Consider the following 16,928-nt stretch of genomic DNA (forward strand, 5'->3'; position numbering starts at 1 on the left):
CGGGATCGAATTGTTATGCTGTGGTGTTTAGGCCACTTGCGTTTTTGGCTTTTTACTATGCAGTCGAGCTTCAGCGGCATCCAAACTTGGAACGGCTGCAGAAGGAAGGACTTCTTCTTGCTCGATTTGCTTATTAATGCCCAAGTTTTGGTTGGCTTGTTGAGACTTGGCTTTCACCACTTCAGCACGCTGACCTTTGGCTGGAGCCCATTCCAAAATCGGAAGCGCACGTGCTACGGCTAAAGTAATGCGGTCACGGAGTAATTCACTATGAATGGTGTATTCAGGGGTGAAATCACGGTCTGTTGCATAGACTCCGATTGGTAATGTTTGTGCTTGGAAGAAACTGAACAATGGACGCAGTTGATGTTCAAGCACTAAGGCATGGCGTTCAGAACCACCTGAAGCTGCAAGCAAGACAGGAACATCGACCAATGCAGTTTGTTCGACAAAGTCAAAGAAGTGTTTAAACAGGCCTGTAAATGAAGCACGGTAAACGGGTGTTCCAACAATCAGTGCATCAGCAGCTTCAACAGCAGCAAGGTCATCTTGTACACGTTGTGGCAATTGGTTACGGTAAATCGCGCCACCTAATAAATTGCCAATTTCACTAAACTTAATAAAATGCACATTGATTGGAGTCGCATCACCGAGTTCATCAACAATGGCTTGCACCAAAGCTTCAGTTTTAGATGGATTGTTTAGACCACCTGACACAGCAACAATATTCAGGGGTTTTTGTAGATTAACTTGAGACATTTTTTAAACCTAAAAGTGTGGTTTCTCGGAATGCCTTTTATTAACCCCGATGGGTGGATCACTGTAAAATAACGAAAATCAGAAAAGTTATCTGATTTTTAGATATGTTGGAAAAACCAGAAAATTCGTGAAATTTCAAATTTTAAACTGTTGATATTTCAACATATAATGCTTAGATATAAGCATTTTTACTGTGTTGATAAATTTTATATGAAAATATGATTAGATTTAAAGATTTATAGAAAATGCGAAAAAAGACGCATTTTAGGTGAAAATCTACATTTTAAATGCAAAAAAATAAGTTCTTGCATATCCTTCACATAGCATGTGTGGTTAGAATAGGGTCATTGTGCACAAGATCTCTCACGTTGCTTATGAATATTTTAATCGTTGATGATCACCCGCTGTTTCGTCATGCTTTAATTCAGGCGGTTCGTTATAGTTTGCCTCAGGCGCAAATTCATGAGACTGCAGCAGTCAATGAATGCTATGAACGTCTTGAAAATGGCCCTGAGCCTGATCTTGTGTTATTGGATTTAAACTTGCCAGGTGCTTCAGGCTTTTCTGCCTTGGTGCATATTCGCGCACAATATCCATCGATTCCAATCATTGTGGTCTCTGCGCATGAAGAAGCGTCGATTATCCAACGTGCAATTGCACATGGTGCGATGGGTTATATTCCAAAATCTGCGCATCCAAGTCACATTGGTGAAGCGATTCGCCAAGTGCTTGAAGGTGAAATTTGGTTGCCACCAAACCTACCTGCCAACATGAACTTTGACCCACGTGCTGCAGATGAAACAGCATTGGCAGAACGTATTCAGTCTTTAACACCGCAACAATTCCGTGTGTTAATGATGGTGGCAGAAGGTTTGTTGAATAAGCAAATTGCCTATGAGTTGGATGTGTCTGAAGCAACTATTAAAGCGCATGTAACGGCAATTTTCCGTAAGTTGGGCGTACAAAACCGAACCCAAGCTGTATTGGCAATTAATGCACTGAATATTGAAGAAAAAAAAATCTAAGGATTTTTTCCATAAAAAAGACCTCCAAGATGGAGGTCTTTTTTTTCTGTTTAAGCACTAATGCTGGCGCTAGATCATTTCGTTGTAAATGCTGTTAGGCCTTTACATGTGGTTTAAAAGCAATAGAGCAATGCAACTTAACAATGACTTAAACAAACCACTTCAACTTAAGCAATATAGTCTTGCTTAGGCGTCAGATCGGTACAGTACAAAGGGTTGAGCGCACATTGCAATTCATCAATTTGTTCATCGGTCACATAGCCGCGCGCTTTGAGATAATCCGCGACACGGTCATCACGTAAACTCAGGAAAGCCGCATCATAAACGCCCAAATCCACAAATAGAGCTGCAGTTTCTAAACTGTTAAAACGGTCCAGATAGACATCATTGTCATACATCAGGAAGATATGGTCTTGCTTGGAGTTGGCATCGACATTTAAACGTTGAGCCAATTCAAATGGCGCCGTTTTAATAAACAGTAAATCGGATAATTCATCAAACTGTGTTTTATCCAGCTGGTTTTTGTCGGTTTTGACTTTACCGAGCCACGCTTTAAATACCAAGACCGCACCACCACGCAGTAGCATGCTCCAAATCTGATGACGGGTGTCCAAACCTAAGCTATTGGATTCTGCTTCTAAATTTTGCAGCAGTAGATCTTCTTGTTCTGCCAGTCGATCGAATAAGCCAAGACCTTGGGGTTTGTAAGCATTCGGTACAAAGACATCAAAATTCAGTTCGTCAAATACCTGTAACGCAAGAGGAACGGCACTGCGATAGAGCGTTTCCAACGCTTCGACTTGCACATCACTTAATTTGCTGTACTTAAATAATTGACGCCAATCGATCTCTGGCAAAATGGCATTGGCACCATACTGACGATGAAACTGTAGATTTTGATCAAAACCATGCGGCATTGTTTCTGAAATATTCACAAGATCACTCCTAATATGCGGGGGAGATCAGCTTCTCAAGTGTTGAGTTATGACGCTTCTTGAATTGGCTTGAAACTGATCAACTTCTTATGAATATTTTTAAAACGAACGGCGGCAGCTAAATATAAGACTAAAGTTTTAGTTTTTATTTTAACCTATAAAATACTGAGTTAAATCAAATAGATTTTTAATTGTAACTAAGTGTACAAGTGTTCACTCATGCATTCGATATCTTTTGCCATAGGCAATCAAAATTTGATATTTATGGCTAATAAATAGACGAAATATCGGGGTGATTTTGAATGATCTTGCCGCTGAGAAAAATTTTTTTGCCAGTTAGGTAAGTTTAAGTAAGAACAAGGTAAACAAAAGCCCATTTCATGTGAATGAAATGGGCTATTTTTCACAGAGCGATGTCATGTAACAGCGCTACTGATTTGAAATCTTCAAACCAGATAACCATGAACGGAGTGAAGCCGGTTTCAACGGTTTTTTCAGTAAGACGATGTTTAACTCTTTTAGACGTTGCGGTAATTCAGGATCAGAATCTGCGGTAATCAGCGCCACAGGGACATTTTCCTGACGGTTATCTAAAATAAAGTCGAGACCGATCTTATTATTATTTAAGTGTTGGTCAACCAACCAAACTTGAATATTTTCTTGTTGAATCAACTCCATGGCCTGTTCAGGTTCAGTGGCTTTAAAGACTTGATAGCCCCATTTGGTCAGTAAGGTCGACATCCCTTCCAAAATCGTTTCATCATTGTCTAAGCACAGAATCTTATAGGCTTTGGTTTTCAGCGGAACGGCTTGAGTCGGTGCAGCGACCACTTTTGGCGCAGCGACTACAGGGACTTCAATCATAAAGCATGAACCATGACCAAGTTCTGAGAACACATGTACTGGGTAGTCGAGTAAGCTGGTCATGCGTTGCACGATGGCTAAACCTAAGCCCAGACCCTGTTCACCCCATGGAGAGGTGTGTCCACAGCGTTCGAACTCTTGGAACAACTTAATGCGCTGTTCTTCCGCGATCCCAGGACCTGTATCCCAAACGCCAATACGAATATGCCCCGGACGTGCTGAACGTAGCACACCCACCACAACACGACCACGCGCCGTATAGCGTAGGGCATTGCTGACGAAGTTTTGGATAATACGACGAATCCACTGTGGGTCCGTGTCAATCCAGAACTGAGCATCGTGTACGGTCAGTTTGATATTACGCTGTGCTGCAATCGATTTAAATTGCAGTTCAAGATCACTGAGTAAGTCATGCAGCGGATAGGGCTGACGTTTCGGTTGAATGGTTCCGCCTTCGAGTCGTGCAATGTCCAAGAGGGCAGAGAGCATACTTTCCGCACCATGCAGCGCACGATCAAGTTGCTGAAGCGTTTTACGATCATCATCATTTTGTACGCTTTGCTCGAGGGCGGTACTAAACAGGCGCGCAGCATGCATCGGTTGCAATAAGTCATGGCTTGCGGCAGCGATAAAGCGGCTTTTCGACATATTGGCTTTATCAGCTTGCTCACGTGCCAATTGTTGTTCAGACAGGGCGTCTGCCAACTGTTGGGTACGGTCTTGTACACGCCCTTCAAGCAAGGCTTCATTTTCACGGAATGCGGTAATATCGGCAAAGGTCGTGACGAAACCACCGCCTTCGATTGGGTTGCCGCGCATCTGAATCACACGACCATCTTTACGAATCCGTTCAAATTCGTGTGCGCTGCCGACTTGCATCCAATGCATGCGTTTACGCACATGTTCTTCGACTGAACCGGGACCACATTCGCCGCGTTCAGCGTTATAACGAATCAAGTCTGAAATTGGGCAACCGACATAGACAATGTCTTTTGGATAATCAAACAGTTTGAGGTATTGATTGTTCCATGCCACCAAACACATATTTTCATCAACCACGGACACACCTTGAGTCATATGGTCGATCATGGTCATGATCAGGTTTTGGTTAAAGCGCTGCCACTGTGAGGCTTGGTCGAGAATATTGGCGACCTGACCGAGTGCTAAACCATTATTGACCATGGCTGTGGTGAGTAAGGTACGGGCAGATGCCGCACCGATGGTGCCGGCAAGATACTGTTCGGTAAAACGCCACCACATGCCGTTGGCGCTGCTATTTTCATTTAAAACGACATTGTTTTGTGCGCAGAACTGGTTGAAGGCACGCATGGTTGGACCTTCACCGGTAATGCGTTTTGCCAAAGTAATCAGATCACCTACTTTTAAGCGCGCCACATCATGGTGAATATAACTGATGTCATTCGATGTACTTTGAGCAGGAAGGGGCTTGGTTTCATAATAAAAGAAACTTTCGGCCTGAATTTGCTCGGCAACACTTGGACGGAAGACGCGGGAAATCCAAATATAGAGGGTGATATTTAAACCGAGTGCCCAAACTACGCCATGGGTAAGTGGATCGAAAGATTCAAACCCTAAAAGTGCTTCAGGACGTAACCAACTCAAGCCTAGCGGACCCTGACTTAAAAGATTTTCGGTAAATGTTTTAAATTGTTCAGGTAGGCTACGCAATACGGTTGGTAATAACAGGGTATAAGCCCACATGCCAAAACCGACCAACAGACCCGCATATACACCTTGCTTGCTTCCGCCACGCCAATACAAACCACCAATTAGCGCCGGTGCAAACTGAGCCACAGCACTGAAGGCCAATAGGCCAAATACCGATAATTGGTCAATGTCATTGAAGAAATGGAAGAACAAGAAGCCCAATAACATGACCGCTAAAATACACACACGACGTGTGAATTTCAGTACGAGTGGTAGGCGTTTGTCATGACGTGACAATAAGCGTGTACGCCACAGTGCAGGCATGATCAAGTCATTACTGAGCATAATCGACAAAGCCACTGAAGACACCAACAGCATACCTGTCGAAGCTGAAAACCCACCGAGAAAGGCAAGTAAAGTCAACCAGTCTTGGTTATAACTTAAAGGCAGTGAGAGCACAGCAACATCGGGGATTGCCAAGTAGGCAGGTGCTGCATGCAGCGCCCAACTGGCAATCGGGATGATCGCGATAATGGTTAAAATCAGATAAATGGCAAACCAACGACGAGCACCACGAATATGCTTTTCATCTCGCAGTTCAACCACCGCGACATGGAACTGACGTGGTAGACAAATAATCGCTAAAGCAGCCAATAATGTTTGAATCCAAAAGCTTTCTGGCACACCTTTGAGCTGGACATCTTTAAATGTACTGCTAATGTCATGGCTGATTTGCGCCATGTTTTCAGGTGATTCAAAAACAAAGAAAAATGCGACTGCAAGTAGTGCAAACAGCTTGACGAAAGACTCAAATGCCACAGCCAACATTAAGCCGCCGTGCTGTTCAGTATTGGCAATCTGTCGTGTCCCAAACATCATCGCCAAAATCGCCAATACACCGGTCAAAAACAGCACACTATTGGTGGTACCTGTCAGACCAGCGGTCGGTTCTAAAATGACCGTTGCACTTAGGGCAATCGCACGTAGCTGCAAGGCTAAATAGGGAATAATGGCAATCACGGCAAGGATCGTGACCAGTGAAGCTAAGGGGCCACTTTTACCATATCGTGCTGCTACAAAGTCGGCAATCGATGAAATGGCATGATGCTGACGGACACGCCCTAAACGTCGCCAAATATCATAGCCGAGCGCAACAAATAGCAGCGGTCCCAGATATATTGGTAGGAAAATAATGCCCTCACGAACGGCGGCACCCGTTGCGCCATAAAATGTCCAAGATGAACAATACACCCCTAAAGTTAGACTAAAGAGAAGCATTCTGCCGCGAGTACTGAGCCTGCTGGCATGCTTTTCACCAAAGAATGCACATACAAAGAGTAATGCGATGTAAAGGGCCAATACCCCGACGATAAGCCAACTATTCATAGAGCCTGCAGCATATTAATTCTCGCTTAATGATAACGCATCCATAGGCTTAGGAAGGTTATTGCTCAAAATTTAACGACCAAAGTCTAAATTACAAGAGATAAGGAACATTGGTAAGTTTAGCTTCGAAATAATTCGAATTAGAAAATTGCGCGCCAAGGTTCGGCGTAAGGAGAATATTATGGATGAGAGACAGGTAGAACAAATTCTACAGAATCCAAAATTTAAGGAAATGGTCAGCCGTAAAAGTAAGTTGAGCTGGACTTTGACGATCATCATGTTGGTGGTCTATGTCGGCTTTATGCTCCTTGTGGGCTATAACAAAGAGTTCTTGATGCAATCCGTGAGTGGTGGTGTGACCACGATTGGTATGCCATTAGGTCTAAGCATTATCGTATTGTCATTCTTACTGTGTGGTGTTTATTCGTATATTGCAAACAACAAGTTGGATGCATTAAACGCAGAAGCAATGCGTGAAGTAGAAGCAATTACTCAAGAAAAAGGACCGCACTAAGATGAAATGGAATTCATTGAAAGCAATAGTATTAGCGGCTCCTGCTCTGCTCATGTCAAGCATGGCAATGGCTGGACCAGATTTAGGTGAAGCACAGCAACAAGCGACCAACTGGCATGCGATTATCATGTTCGCAATTTTTGTTGGCTTGACTTTGTTTATTACCAAATGGGCAGCGAAGCAAACCACCAACACAGCTGACTTCTATACAGCGGGTGGTGGTATTTCGGGTTTCCAAAATGGTTTAGCGATTGCCGGTGACTATATGTCAGCAGCATCGTTCCTCGGTATTTCCGCAATGGTATTCAGTTCAGGCTTTGACGGCTTGCTGTATTCATTGGGCTTTATGGTGGGTTGGCCAATCGTATTGTTCTTGGTGGCTGAGCGTCTGCGTAACTTAGGTAAGTTCAACTTATCTGACGTGGTGTCATTCCGTCTAGCTGAGAAACCTGTCCGTACCCTTGCAGCAGTAAGCTCGCTTGTGGTTGTAGCGTTCTACCTGATTGCACAGATGGTGGGTGCAGGTCAGTTGATTAAACTGCTATTCGGTTTGAACTACAACATTGCGGTTGTGATCGTTGGTCTACTGATGATGGCTTATGTAATCTTCGGTGGTATGTTGGCAACAACTTGGGTACAGATCATTAAAGCAGTGATGCTACTTTCTGGCGCAAGCTTCATGGCATTCATGGTCATGAAAGGCGTGGGCTTCAGCTTCTCTGAAATGTTCACTCAATCGATTCAAGTTTTCTCTAAAGTACATGACGTATCTTTAGCTGAAGCTGCAAACATTATGGGTCCAGGTAAACTTGCAGCCAACCCAATTGATGCGATCTCTCTAGGCCTTGCATTGATGTTCGGTACAGCAGGTCTTCCACATATTTTGATGCGTTTCTTTACTGTAAAAGATGCTAAAGAAGCGCGTAAATCTGTGGTTGTAGCAACAGGTTTCATTGGTTACTTCTACCTACTGACTTTCATCATTGGTTTTGGTGCGATCCTTTATGTTTCAAACAACCCACAATTCCTTGATGTAGCGAAAATGGCGGTAACTGGCAAGTTAGAACTTGTTGGTGGTAACAACATGGCTGCGGTTCACTTGTCTGATGCATTGGGCGGTGACTTGTTCATGGGCTTTATTTCAGCGGTAGCATTCGCAACAATTCTTGCAGTAGTTGCAGGCCTAACATTGTCTGGTGCTTCAGCAATTTCACATGACTTGTATGCAAACGTATTCAAGAAAGGTCAAACTACACCTGAATCTGAACTTCGTATGTCTAAAATCGCGACTTTAGGTCTTGCGATCTTCGCAATGATTTTAGGTATCTTGTTCGAGAAACAAAACGTTGCATTCATGGTCGGTCTTGCATTCTCTGTAGCTGCATGTGCAAACTTCCCAGTGCTTGTATTGTCGATGTTCTGGAAAGGTTTAACGACGCGTGGTGCAGTGATTGGTGGTGTGGTTGGTCTAGCAACTGCTGTGATTCTAATTGTATTGTCTAAAGCAGTTTGGGTAGATACATTCGCAATCTCTGAAACACCAATTAACCCATTCAATGGTCCTGCTATCTTTGCAATGCCATTGGCATTCATCTGCTGCTGGTTGTTCTCTGTAACTGATAATTCAGCACAAGCACAAGCTGAGCGTAAAGCATTCGATGCACAGTATGTACGTTCACAAACTGGCATTGGTATCTCTGGTGCTTCAGATCACTAATCTGAATCGCCTAAAAAGCCCCTAATAAGGGGCTTTTTTTATATTTAGTGAATGATATGACGCAGAGGTTTGTAGACAAATCTCTGTCCTATTTGCGTGTATAATTTTCTCCATTGATCGACATTTTCCAATGGCCTTGATCATCTTGATAAGGCGAGCGCTGAATGGTGAATTGTTGAGAGAAATTATCCTGACCGATGCTAAAGCTCTGATCACCAAAACTGCTCAAATGGGCTTTTATTCGCGACTGTTCAGCACCACTGAAGGTTTGGTTGGCAATACTTTTTTCAGTATGTTCTTGATGGTAATACGTCACTTCGCCCGACGATTTGATCACTAATTCACTGTGGTTGTTTTGCCAAATCCCCACATAATTTTCATGGCCTTTGAGGAGCGGACTGTTTTGTGTACAGGCAGAGAGCATGAGCAGACAGAGGGGTGCAAATACGAGATGTTTTTTCATAATGAAATCTACCACGTAGGAGATTCCTTTGAATATGTGCCTGAAAACTGAAACTTACAGTAGGTTTTTTGAACCTCTTTGGTAATAAGAAACCCAGCTAGAACAGTGCTCATATGGATGCTTTTTTAGATTAAGATCAACAAATTTTTGCATTAAAAAAAACTCACTTCGTGCTAATTTAAAATCAATCAGTTGATGATGCTTCAGATCGATCATTTCAGCGCATGAAAAAAATATAGAGATTGAAAATAATGCAAGGTTTTGTAGATTTTTGGAAAAGCTTTAGACTTTTACCCTCAGCATGGCTGTTACTGGTGCAGTTTCTGATCTTGGTTTTAACCGCGATTACCCGAGAAAGTCTGTCTTTTCGTGCGCTAATTTGGGTACTTGGGGTGTCGGTACTATTGATCATTGCCAAAGTGATTCGCCAAACTCCAATGTTTACGATTCTAGGACTGAGTTTTGTTGGCTGCGCCGTATTGTTTTCTACTTTGATTATGCTCGGTGTAAATCATCCCAATATTCAAATTATTGCGCATGGTTTTGAAGCATGCGCATATTTTAGTGCAGCCTATGGCTTATTGCGCTATATGTTTGCCGATCGCTATTTAACCAAAGATGAACTTTTTGCAGCAGGGGCAGTATTTACCCTCATCGCATGGGGTTTTGCTTTTCTCTATAGCATTTGTCAGCTAATTTATCCGGATAGTTTTGTGAATCCTGCAGAGCCGGGCATGCAGTCGTGGTTAGATTTATTATTTTTAAGTTTTAGTTTGCAGTCTGCCACGGGCTTGTCGGATCTCATGCCTGTGAGCGCGCCTGCACGGGTGTTGGCTATGCTTCAAATGTTCTGTGGGGTGATGTATTTGGCTCTCATCGTTTCACGTTTAATAGCATTGCAATATATTGCCCATTTACCGGAACGCCATGAGCCCAAAGACAAATAATGGCAGAATAAAAAAGGACGCAAATGCGTCCTTTTTGGTATTCAGTATCTAATATGAATTAGAAACGGAATTTAGCATTTACGCCAACAGTTTGAGTGTCAAGCGCTACAGCATCTTCAAATGCATCGTTTTTAGCTTCATAGTTAGCATTTACATAGCTAGCACCAACTGAAACAGCTGGAGTAACGAAGTAGTTTACGTTAGCAGCTAAAGCTTTGTCAGGAGAACCAGCATAGCTAGATTCCATGTAAGAAACGCCAACGCTTAGTTTAGGGTTAAGGTAAAGTGTAGTGCCTAGGTTGTAAGCAGTAGATTCGCCATAAACTAAACCAGAATCAAAACCGATTGACATGTTAGTGCCATCGATTGGACCTACATATTTAGCACGTGCAGTGATTGCGTCTTGATCTTCAGAAATTGTTAACGTTTCAAGAGCTGCTTTAGCAACACCATTTGAAACAATGTTGAATGCATCTAAAGAAGCTTGATCAGCAACGCTTGTATAACCAACTGCAACTAAGAAGTTAGGTTTAAGAAGAGCACCAACTTCTAAAGCATAACGGTCGCCATTGTCATCAGCATTACCAGTTTTGCTATCTACGATAGTGTGGTTATAAGAAGCACTTGCATAAGCAGGTACTACTTTAGTTGGAATGTAAGCTTCACCTTTCACGCCATATACGTGAACAGCATCGCGTTCACCAGCTTCACTAGTTTCGCCATAGCTATAAGCAGCAGAAACATTAGATGCATGGTTTAGGAAAGCAGCTTCAGCTAAAGGACCTTTTGTAGAGTCAACGTTTTTAAGGTAGTAAGTACCTTGAACAGCGCCTGTGAAGTCTTTGTCGTTTGCAGTGTTGTCGATGTATTCTGCTTGGCCTTGAACTTCAAATTGGTAAGCTTGAGCACCGGTCATGGCTAATAATAAAGCAGTGGCTAAACCGAGTTTTTTCATGATTTTCTACCAGTTGTTACAAATGGATTAAACATTGAGCATTGTATTGTAACAATATATTAAGTCAATGATCCTAAAGGTTATTATTCAGTCTCTGACTCAGATCTTTATTTCATAATAAGAAATTCAGTTTTTACTCTAACTAATAAGTCACTGAAAAAAAATCATTGAGAACAATTAAGTAAGTTTGATTAAATTCTTAATTAAAAAAATACATTTGAAAAAATACACAACTTTTCAATCTAAAATAACAATTATTATTGTTATTTTAATTCAAAATAACATTTATTGTAGTGGGTAAATTCTAACGCTTTTCACGCATTTGAGGTAATAAATCGGGACTTTGACTGCTGAATTGTTGGGCTAAAATCACTTATTTGTATATTAAATAGACATTTTTGTTGTGAGTTTGAGGGATATGTCACTTAAATATGTATCTTTGTGATATTTTTAATATCCTAGTGAAATACTTGGCTTTACATCAGGTTTTATTTGATTCATAATTTGCCAATCGAGTCGTCACACGGTTTAAAAGTGTGACTTTGACCCTGATTCTCCATTATTGTTTTTTATTCGCCCAGCTTTCCCCAAGGTTGGGCTTTTTTTTGTTCAAAAATGCAACTTTATATTAAAGATAAAATATAGAGCAAATATCTCGTAGAAATAAATGCACTTTTATGGTGCGTTAATAATTCTATTTATCTTTCAATTAAAGTGATATAGACAAAAAAAATCCTGATTTTCAAGGAAAATCAGGATTTTTTAGCCAAAATTTTCGGGAAACTAAAATATTCTGCTGAGGAAGAAATCTAGTGTGCCCTAATACGGTGCATTCTGCACCAATTTATTGCAATTGTAAATATTTATTTAAACAAGTTAATAAAAAATATTTCGCTTTGAAATATGCTGCTGTTTTTTAGCAAATTATCTCGTTCTAAAGTGATATAAATGTGACAGATTAAGCACATTTATATAGAATTTAGAGCTATAAATGTTCACTTTACAAATTAATAAATTATTGGTCATTAATTTAAATATTCCCGCGTTTAGTTGAGAAGTGGGTTGGGGTATGCAACAAGTGTGGGGCATAAAATAGATGGAAACATTACGAACAGAGCATATTAGTAAGCGCTTGCAACTTGCGATGCTAGTAATCGTCTTGTCTATCGTATTTATCAGTGTTCCATTGATTGTGAGCAGCAATCAACATTACCTCAAAAGTGCCGAAGCGCTGAAAGAAATTCAGATGCTGAAAATGGTGGCAGATTTAAGCAACCAAATTTCCCGTGAACGTGCGCCAGCTAACAGTGCAATGTCGAGTCAAGGTGAACAGCGCGAGCAAAAAATTATTGAGTTGGCTGAATATCGTCAAGGCGTTGATCGGCAATATCAAGATACACTGAAAGTTTTAAAAGAAACGGGCTTTGCACCGATCGCCCAGCAGTTAGAGTCCAATTTATATCCATATTTGTTGCAGGGTCGCAAAACGGTCGATCAATATATTGCGCTGCCGACACAACAGCGTGAAGCTAAAAAATTGGATCATGCCATTTTGGCGATGTTCCAAGCTTGGGATCAAAGCTATATTGCCATGCAGAAATTGGTCAATCATTCACATGGTAAAGATACCCGTGTATCGAATTATTACACGCTGATTTTATTACTGGCAGAATTACGTGATCAGGCGGGAAGAGTCGCATCAAATATTATGGCTGCGGTATCATTTCAACAGGAAATTCCAGAGCAAAATTTAGCGCGGAGTTTACAAACCCAGCGTCAAACACGCTATCTATGGGAATTGATCAATGTCGTGCAGTCTGAACATGACAAAACTCCCGAGTTTAAACAGTTACATCATGCGGTAAGGACGGAATTTTTAGATAAAGGTTTGCCAATTATTGATGGTTTGACTCAAAAAAGTCTTCAACATCAGCGTTATCACATGGATGGCACCCAGCTCACTGATGCAATGGTCAACAAATTTGTCACAGTGGTGGAATTGCAAAGTTATATTTTAGATTACAGTCTCAAAGTAGCTGCGGATGAACAACGTGAAGCGCGAAATAAATTGATTTTCATGCTTTTTGTCTCGCTCGTGTCATTACTGACTGCATTATTAACGATGTTCTATGCCAAGAAATGGGTGTTTGAACCTTTAATTCGTGCTCGTAATCAGTTATTTAAACTGGCTCGGCACCGACAAATGGATCAAGGCGTGATTGAACCTGCCAAAGTAGGTTATCTCAGTTTATTTGATGCCATTCAGCATATTGAAAACATGTTGGAACAGCGTGATGCCTTTGAATTTCAGCTTAAACATATTGCCAATACTGACTCACTCACCAATGTCGCCAATCGTTTTGCCTTAGATGAATATATTAAATTTCGCGACAGCCAAAATTCAGGCTTTTTACATACAGCACTGATCGTGATTGATATTGATCACTTTAAACAGGTGAATGACCGCTATGGGCATATTGTCGGCGATTTGGTGATTCAACATGTTGCCAATCAATTACGAAAACATATTCGTTCATCCGACTTGGTGGTGCGATATGGTGGAGATGAGTTTTTAGTCCTGATCGAGGGGATTAATATGCTCAAAGCCCAACACATTGCCGAAACTATACGGCACGATATTCAGCATGTGAATTTTAATTTGGCAGAGGACGAAGCCGATCTCATTGTGACTGTGAGTATTGGAGTGGCAGTGGGGGCCGAAAACTGGATCGATTTATTAGAGCGAGCAGACCAAGCATTGTTTAAAGCCAAAGCTGCGGGGCGTGATCGTGTTTCAGTCTAAACGCAGCTTGGCAGATTCATATAGTTAGCCAAAAAAATGAATTAATCTTCATCTTTATATAATTTATTGCAGGCTTGTTGGTTCATTTGACTACCATCTACATTCCAACACTGGGCTTGGGTAATTTTGCCTAAATCGTACTGAAGCACCGCTTCAGGTTGCCCATTGTCATACCAAATTTTATAACTGTTATGACGAACGCCATTACGATAATAACCTTGGCGTTCTAGTTTGCCGTTTTCAAACCACATTTTCAGCTCGCCAATCAATTTATTGTTTTGAAAATTGGCATAGGTCCACGGTTTACCATTACTGTACCAGCGTTGGCGCAGGCCATGCTCGATCCCATTTTTATAATTTTGAGAAAAAGCCAGTTGGCCATTCGGATGCCAAATTTTGTAATCCCCCTGCGACTCACCATTGATGATGCTACTTTCTTGTTCTTTTATCCCATTGGCAAACCAAAACTCAAGTTTGCCCTCGTACTCCCCATTTTTATAAGTAATGCGGCTACGGGGTTTGCCGTTGGGGAAGAAACTTTCAAATACGCCTGAGCCTTGAATACCATCTGGAAAGTGAATGAGATGTTCACATTCACCATTTTTAATTTTGCTGTTGCTCAGAAAGATGGTGGTTAGGGCATTGCCATTGGCATAGACATATTGATTTTCAAAGATTCCTTTGTGTGGTGTCGGGGTACTGAGGGCTTTACACTGCGGCTTATCTTTCCATGGGCTAAGATCGGGGTCTTCTTGCGAGACAAACAGCACCATGTATTCGTTTAGATAGCCATCGGCAAAGCTATATATTGGACATAATAAGAGGCTGAAACTTAAGATAAATTTATTCATTGTTAGTATGCTTTTATATTTTAAAAAGTTAAAAATTATTCGTTGTTGAGTCCACGATAGGCGTCATCATAAGGATGTTTTGTTTAAAAATAAATAGTCGATATGCTGAGTTTTCGACAGATTGAAGACTGTTGAAAAGTAAACAATTCAGGTTTGAACTTCATCTTATACTATGGACTTTAAACACCATAAAAATAGTGCAATGAAAAAAATATATCTATCGTTGATGACGGTCTTGAGTTTGACTGCATGTACAGCTAATGAAGGCATGTTGGATTCATCTCAACACTTAAAACAAACCACTCAAGCCAATTTAGAAAATTCACGGGTGAGTGAGATTCCGTCTTTATTTAATCAAGCACAAACACAGGCAGTATTTGTCACATTTGATGGTCAGCGTTTAAGTCATTATGGCAATGACTTACAGCGCGCCCACACTGAATACATTCCTGCATCTACCTTTAAAATGTTAAATGCTTTAATTGGTTTGCAGCATCAGAAGGCGACAGCCACTGAAATTTTTAAATGGAAAGGTGAAAAACGTGCTTTCCCCTCATGGGAAAAAGACCTGACTTTGGGTGAAGCTATGCAAGCGTCTGCGGTGCCTGTATATCAGGAACTGGCAAGGCGAATAGGTTTGGCGTTAATGCAACAAGAAGTCAACCGAGTCGGTTTTGGTAATGCCAATATTGGCAAACAGGTGGATAATTTTTGGTTGGTTGGGCCGTTAAAGATTACGCCTGAACAAGAAGTCAAATTTGCGTATCAGCTTGCGACAGAGAAATTACCGTTTGATGTCGCGGTACAAAAGCAAGTCAAAGATATGCTTTATATTGAAAGCCGTGGCGATGCAAAGTTGTATGCCAAGAGTGGTTGGGGTATGGATGTAGAGCCGCAAGTTGGGTGGTATACCGGTTGGGTAGATGATGGTCATGGCAAGATTACAGCGTTTAGTTTGAATATGCAGATGGCAGCAGGGGATGATGTGGCAGAGCGTAAGCAGTTGACGTTGGATGTATTGGATAAGTTGGGTGTGTTTCATTATTTACGTTAATTTTTTGAATTTTGAATTTTGAATTTTGAATTTTGAATTTTGAATTTTGAATTTTGAATTGGCACGTCCTCGCTTTGCATTAGGTTTTAGCTTCCATTGCGTAGGATTTATCTTACTTTTGAAAGCACAAAAGTAAGCAAAATGCTTTTGTTTGACTGAGGGCACATCCGTGCTGCCCCAGTCAAACAGGCGACATCCATGTCGCCGTCATGTGATTGAATTTCAGTTTTGATCTTTGGTTTTATCAATTAAATAGTTAATAAAGTTTGTGCATGCAACGAGCATAAATTTAGCATCTATATAAGTTAAATTCGATTCTTCAAGCATGGCATGGCGGATACCGTCTCCATCAGAAGTGTACCCATAGAGTTGACTTAAACTTTTCTTTAATGCTTCATGCAATCCATATTTATCTTCAATAAGTTTTAAAGCTTGACCTAAACTTGCTTTATCATTTTTCGTGATGATCTTACAAATAGATTCGACGGAACTAATGGACTCTTTAATTGAATTTCGATAATCAGGATTTTGACGATCTGACATCAATTTTAAAGCTTGATTTAAGTGCTGCTGAACACCTGAATATGAATTGGTGCTTTTTAATGTTTCTTCGATGGATTGGATTTCTTGTTCGGAGGTAATAGGAGTTATTTCATTACCAATTAAGCGATAGGCACTATTCTCTCTTTCTAAAATATTGTTGATTGAATGTATGAAATCTATTTTTTGCTTTATTAAAGAGGGTGGATAATTTTGTAAAGTTTCTTCGAGGAAGCTATAAATTTCATGCCAGTTTGTACTAAAAAAATATTCCCGAATTTGTTTTAGAGTATCAGCTGTTAAAAGGGGAATGGAATCAGTAGGTTTTTTAAAAAAGTTAAAGTAATAATTAAGCCTCTTTCATAAATCAAAAAACGAACAGTCTCTTGCTGATTATTTGTACCGAAGAATTTTAAATATTCATGCATAATCTGCGGATGAAATACA

At 40.9% G+C, this 16,928-nt stretch carries 13 protein-coding genes and 1 pseudogene; 6 read left to right on the forward strand and 8 right to left on the reverse strand.

Translation table 11 applies throughout. The annotated features are described in order from the left end of the window. Positions 1–27: 27 nt before the first annotated feature. Positions 28–759: an FMN reductase gene (gene msuE / locus AC25JC_RS09615; protein WP_078190544.1), complete on the reverse strand. Its 732-nt coding sequence runs from the start codon at positions 757–759 to the stop codon at positions 28–30. Positions 760–1,133: 374 nt separating this feature from the next. Between msuE and AC25JC_RS09620 the strand changes: the two genes are divergently transcribed. Continuing rightward, complete coding sequence (locus AC25JC_RS09620; RefSeq protein ID WP_078190543.1) at positions 1,134–1,784, forward strand: response regulator; 651 nt, start codon at positions 1,134–1,136, stop codon at positions 1,782–1,784. A 167-nt stretch (positions 1,785–1,951) separates the two neighbouring features. Here AC25JC_RS09620 and AC25JC_RS09625 read toward each other — a convergent pair whose 3' ends face one another. Continuing rightward, positions 1,952–2,719, reverse strand: coding sequence for a hypothetical protein (locus AC25JC_RS09625; protein WP_486923935.1), 768 nt, complete (start codon positions 2,717–2,719; stop codon positions 1,952–1,954). Positions 2,720–3,148: 429 nt separating this feature from the next. Continuing rightward, on the reverse strand, positions 3,149–6,637 hold the full coding sequence (locus AC25JC_RS09630; protein WP_078193193.1) for a hybrid sensor histidine kinase/response regulator: 3,489 nt from the start codon (positions 6,635–6,637) through the stop codon (positions 3,149–3,151). Between the two features lie 181 nt (positions 6,638–6,818). On the opposite strand from AC25JC_RS09630, the gene AC25JC_RS09635 reads away from it, so the two are divergent. Then, the gene (locus AC25JC_RS09635) at positions 6,819–7,151 is read left to right on the forward strand and encodes a DUF485 domain-containing protein (protein WP_078193192.1); all 333 of its coding nucleotides are present in this window, start codon (positions 6,819–6,821) and stop codon (positions 7,149–7,151) included. A 1-nt stretch (position 7,152) separates the two neighbouring features. Next, complete coding sequence (locus AC25JC_RS09640; RefSeq protein WP_111884487.1) at positions 7,153–8,868, forward strand: cation acetate symporter; 1,716 nt, start codon at positions 7,153–7,155, stop codon at positions 8,866–8,868. An 88-nt stretch (positions 8,869–8,956) separates the two neighbouring features. On the opposite strand, the gene AC25JC_RS09645 is transcribed toward AC25JC_RS09640, so the two are convergent. After that, positions 8,957–9,331 carry a hypothetical protein gene (locus AC25JC_RS09645; protein ID WP_486923936.1) on the reverse strand — a complete coding sequence of 125 codons (375 nt, stop codon included), beginning with the start codon at positions 9,329–9,331 and terminating at the stop codon, positions 8,957–8,959. A 251-nt stretch (positions 9,332–9,582) separates the two neighbouring features. Between AC25JC_RS09645 and AC25JC_RS09650 the strand changes: the two genes are divergently transcribed. After that, positions 9,583–10,278, forward strand: coding sequence for an ion channel (locus AC25JC_RS09650; protein WP_180008803.1), 696 nt, complete (start codon positions 9,583–9,585; stop codon positions 10,276–10,278). A gap of 58 nt (positions 10,279–10,336) precedes the next feature. Here AC25JC_RS09650 and omp33-36 read toward each other — a convergent pair whose 3' ends face one another. Continuing rightward, complete coding sequence (gene omp33-36 / locus AC25JC_RS09655) at positions 10,337–11,233, reverse strand: porin Omp33-36 (protein WP_180066450.1); 897 nt, start codon at positions 11,231–11,233, stop codon at positions 10,337–10,339. 1,096 nt (positions 11,234–12,329) lie between these two features. Between omp33-36 and AC25JC_RS09660 the strand changes: the two genes are divergently transcribed. Further along, complete coding sequence (locus tag AC25JC_RS09660; protein ID WP_486923937.1) at positions 12,330–14,036, forward strand: GGDEF domain-containing protein; 1,707 nt, start codon at positions 12,330–12,332, stop codon at positions 14,034–14,036. Positions 14,037–14,077: 41 nt separating this feature from the next. On the opposite strand, the gene AC25JC_RS09665 is transcribed toward AC25JC_RS09660, so the two are convergent. Continuing rightward, positions 14,078–14,887 (reverse strand): toxin-antitoxin system YwqK family antitoxin, encoded by an 810-nt coding sequence (locus tag AC25JC_RS09665; RefSeq protein ID WP_486923938.1) that lies wholly within the window; start codon positions 14,885–14,887, stop codon positions 14,078–14,080. Between the two features lie 202 nt (positions 14,888–15,089). On the opposite strand from AC25JC_RS09665, the gene blaOXA reads away from it, so the two are divergent. Continuing rightward, positions 15,090–15,941: a class D beta-lactamase gene (gene blaOXA, locus AC25JC_RS09670; RefSeq protein ID WP_486923939.1), complete on the forward strand. Its 852-nt coding sequence runs from the start codon at positions 15,090–15,092 to the stop codon at positions 15,939–15,941. A gap of 222 nt (positions 15,942–16,163) precedes the next feature. Here blaOXA and AC25JC_RS09675 read toward each other — a convergent pair whose 3' ends face one another. Together AC25JC_RS09675 and AC25JC_RS09680 are read right to left on the reverse strand one after the other, a co-directional pair. Next, complete coding sequence (locus tag AC25JC_RS09675) at positions 16,164–16,484, reverse strand: hypothetical protein (RefSeq protein ID WP_486923940.1); 321 nt, start codon at positions 16,482–16,484, stop codon at positions 16,164–16,166. A 66-nt stretch (positions 16,485–16,550) separates the two neighbouring features. After that, positions 16,551–16,799 (reverse strand): annotated as a pseudogene (locus AC25JC_RS09680) (AbiJ-NTD4 domain-containing protein); the annotation flags it as partial. Between the last annotated feature and the right edge of the window lie 129 nt (positions 16,800–16,928).

It is taken from the genome of Acinetobacter sp. P37 (assembly GCF_057480965.1).

What these genes read in the sequence shown, in the direction of transcription:
- msuE (WP_078190544.1), bottom strand. Translation starts at nt 759, where the DNA reads ATGTCTCAAGTTAATCTACAAAAACCCCTGAATATTGTTGCTGTGTCA.
- AC25JC_RS09620 (WP_078190543.1), top strand. Translation starts at nt 1,134, where the DNA reads ATGAATATTTTAATCGTTGATGATCACCCGCTGTTTCGTCATGCTTTA.
- AC25JC_RS09630 (WP_078193193.1), bottom strand. Translation starts at nt 6,637, where the DNA reads ATGAATAGTTGGCTTATCGTCGGGGTATTGGCCCTTTACATCGCATTA.
- AC25JC_RS09635 (WP_078193192.1), top strand. Translation starts at nt 6,819, where the DNA reads ATGGATGAGAGACAGGTAGAACAAATTCTACAGAATCCAAAATTTAAG.
- AC25JC_RS09640 (WP_111884487.1), top strand. Translation starts at nt 7,153, where the DNA reads ATGAAATGGAATTCATTGAAAGCAATAGTATTAGCGGCTCCTGCTCTG.
- AC25JC_RS09645 (WP_486923936.1), bottom strand. Translation starts at nt 9,331, where the DNA reads ATGAAAAAACATCTCGTATTTGCACCCCTCTGTCTGCTCATGCTCTCT.
- AC25JC_RS09650 (WP_180008803.1), top strand. Translation starts at nt 9,583, where the DNA reads ATGCAAGGTTTTGTAGATTTTTGGAAAAGCTTTAGACTTTTACCCTCA.
- omp33-36 (WP_180066450.1), bottom strand. Translation starts at nt 11,233, where the DNA reads ATGAAAAAACTCGGTTTAGCCACTGCTTTATTATTAGCCATGACCGGT.
- AC25JC_RS09660 (WP_486923937.1), top strand. Translation starts at nt 12,330, where the DNA reads ATGGAAACATTACGAACAGAGCATATTAGTAAGCGCTTGCAACTTGCG.
- AC25JC_RS09665 (WP_486923938.1), bottom strand. Translation starts at nt 14,887, where the DNA reads ATGAATAAATTTATCTTAAGTTTCAGCCTCTTATTATGTCCAATATAT.
- blaOXA (WP_486923939.1), top strand. Translation starts at nt 15,090, where the DNA reads ATGAAAAAAATATATCTATCGTTGATGACGGTCTTGAGTTTGACTGCA.
- AC25JC_RS09675 (WP_486923940.1), bottom strand. Translation starts at nt 16,484, where the DNA reads ATGTCAGATCGTCAAAATCCTGATTATCGAAATTCAATTAAAGAGTCC.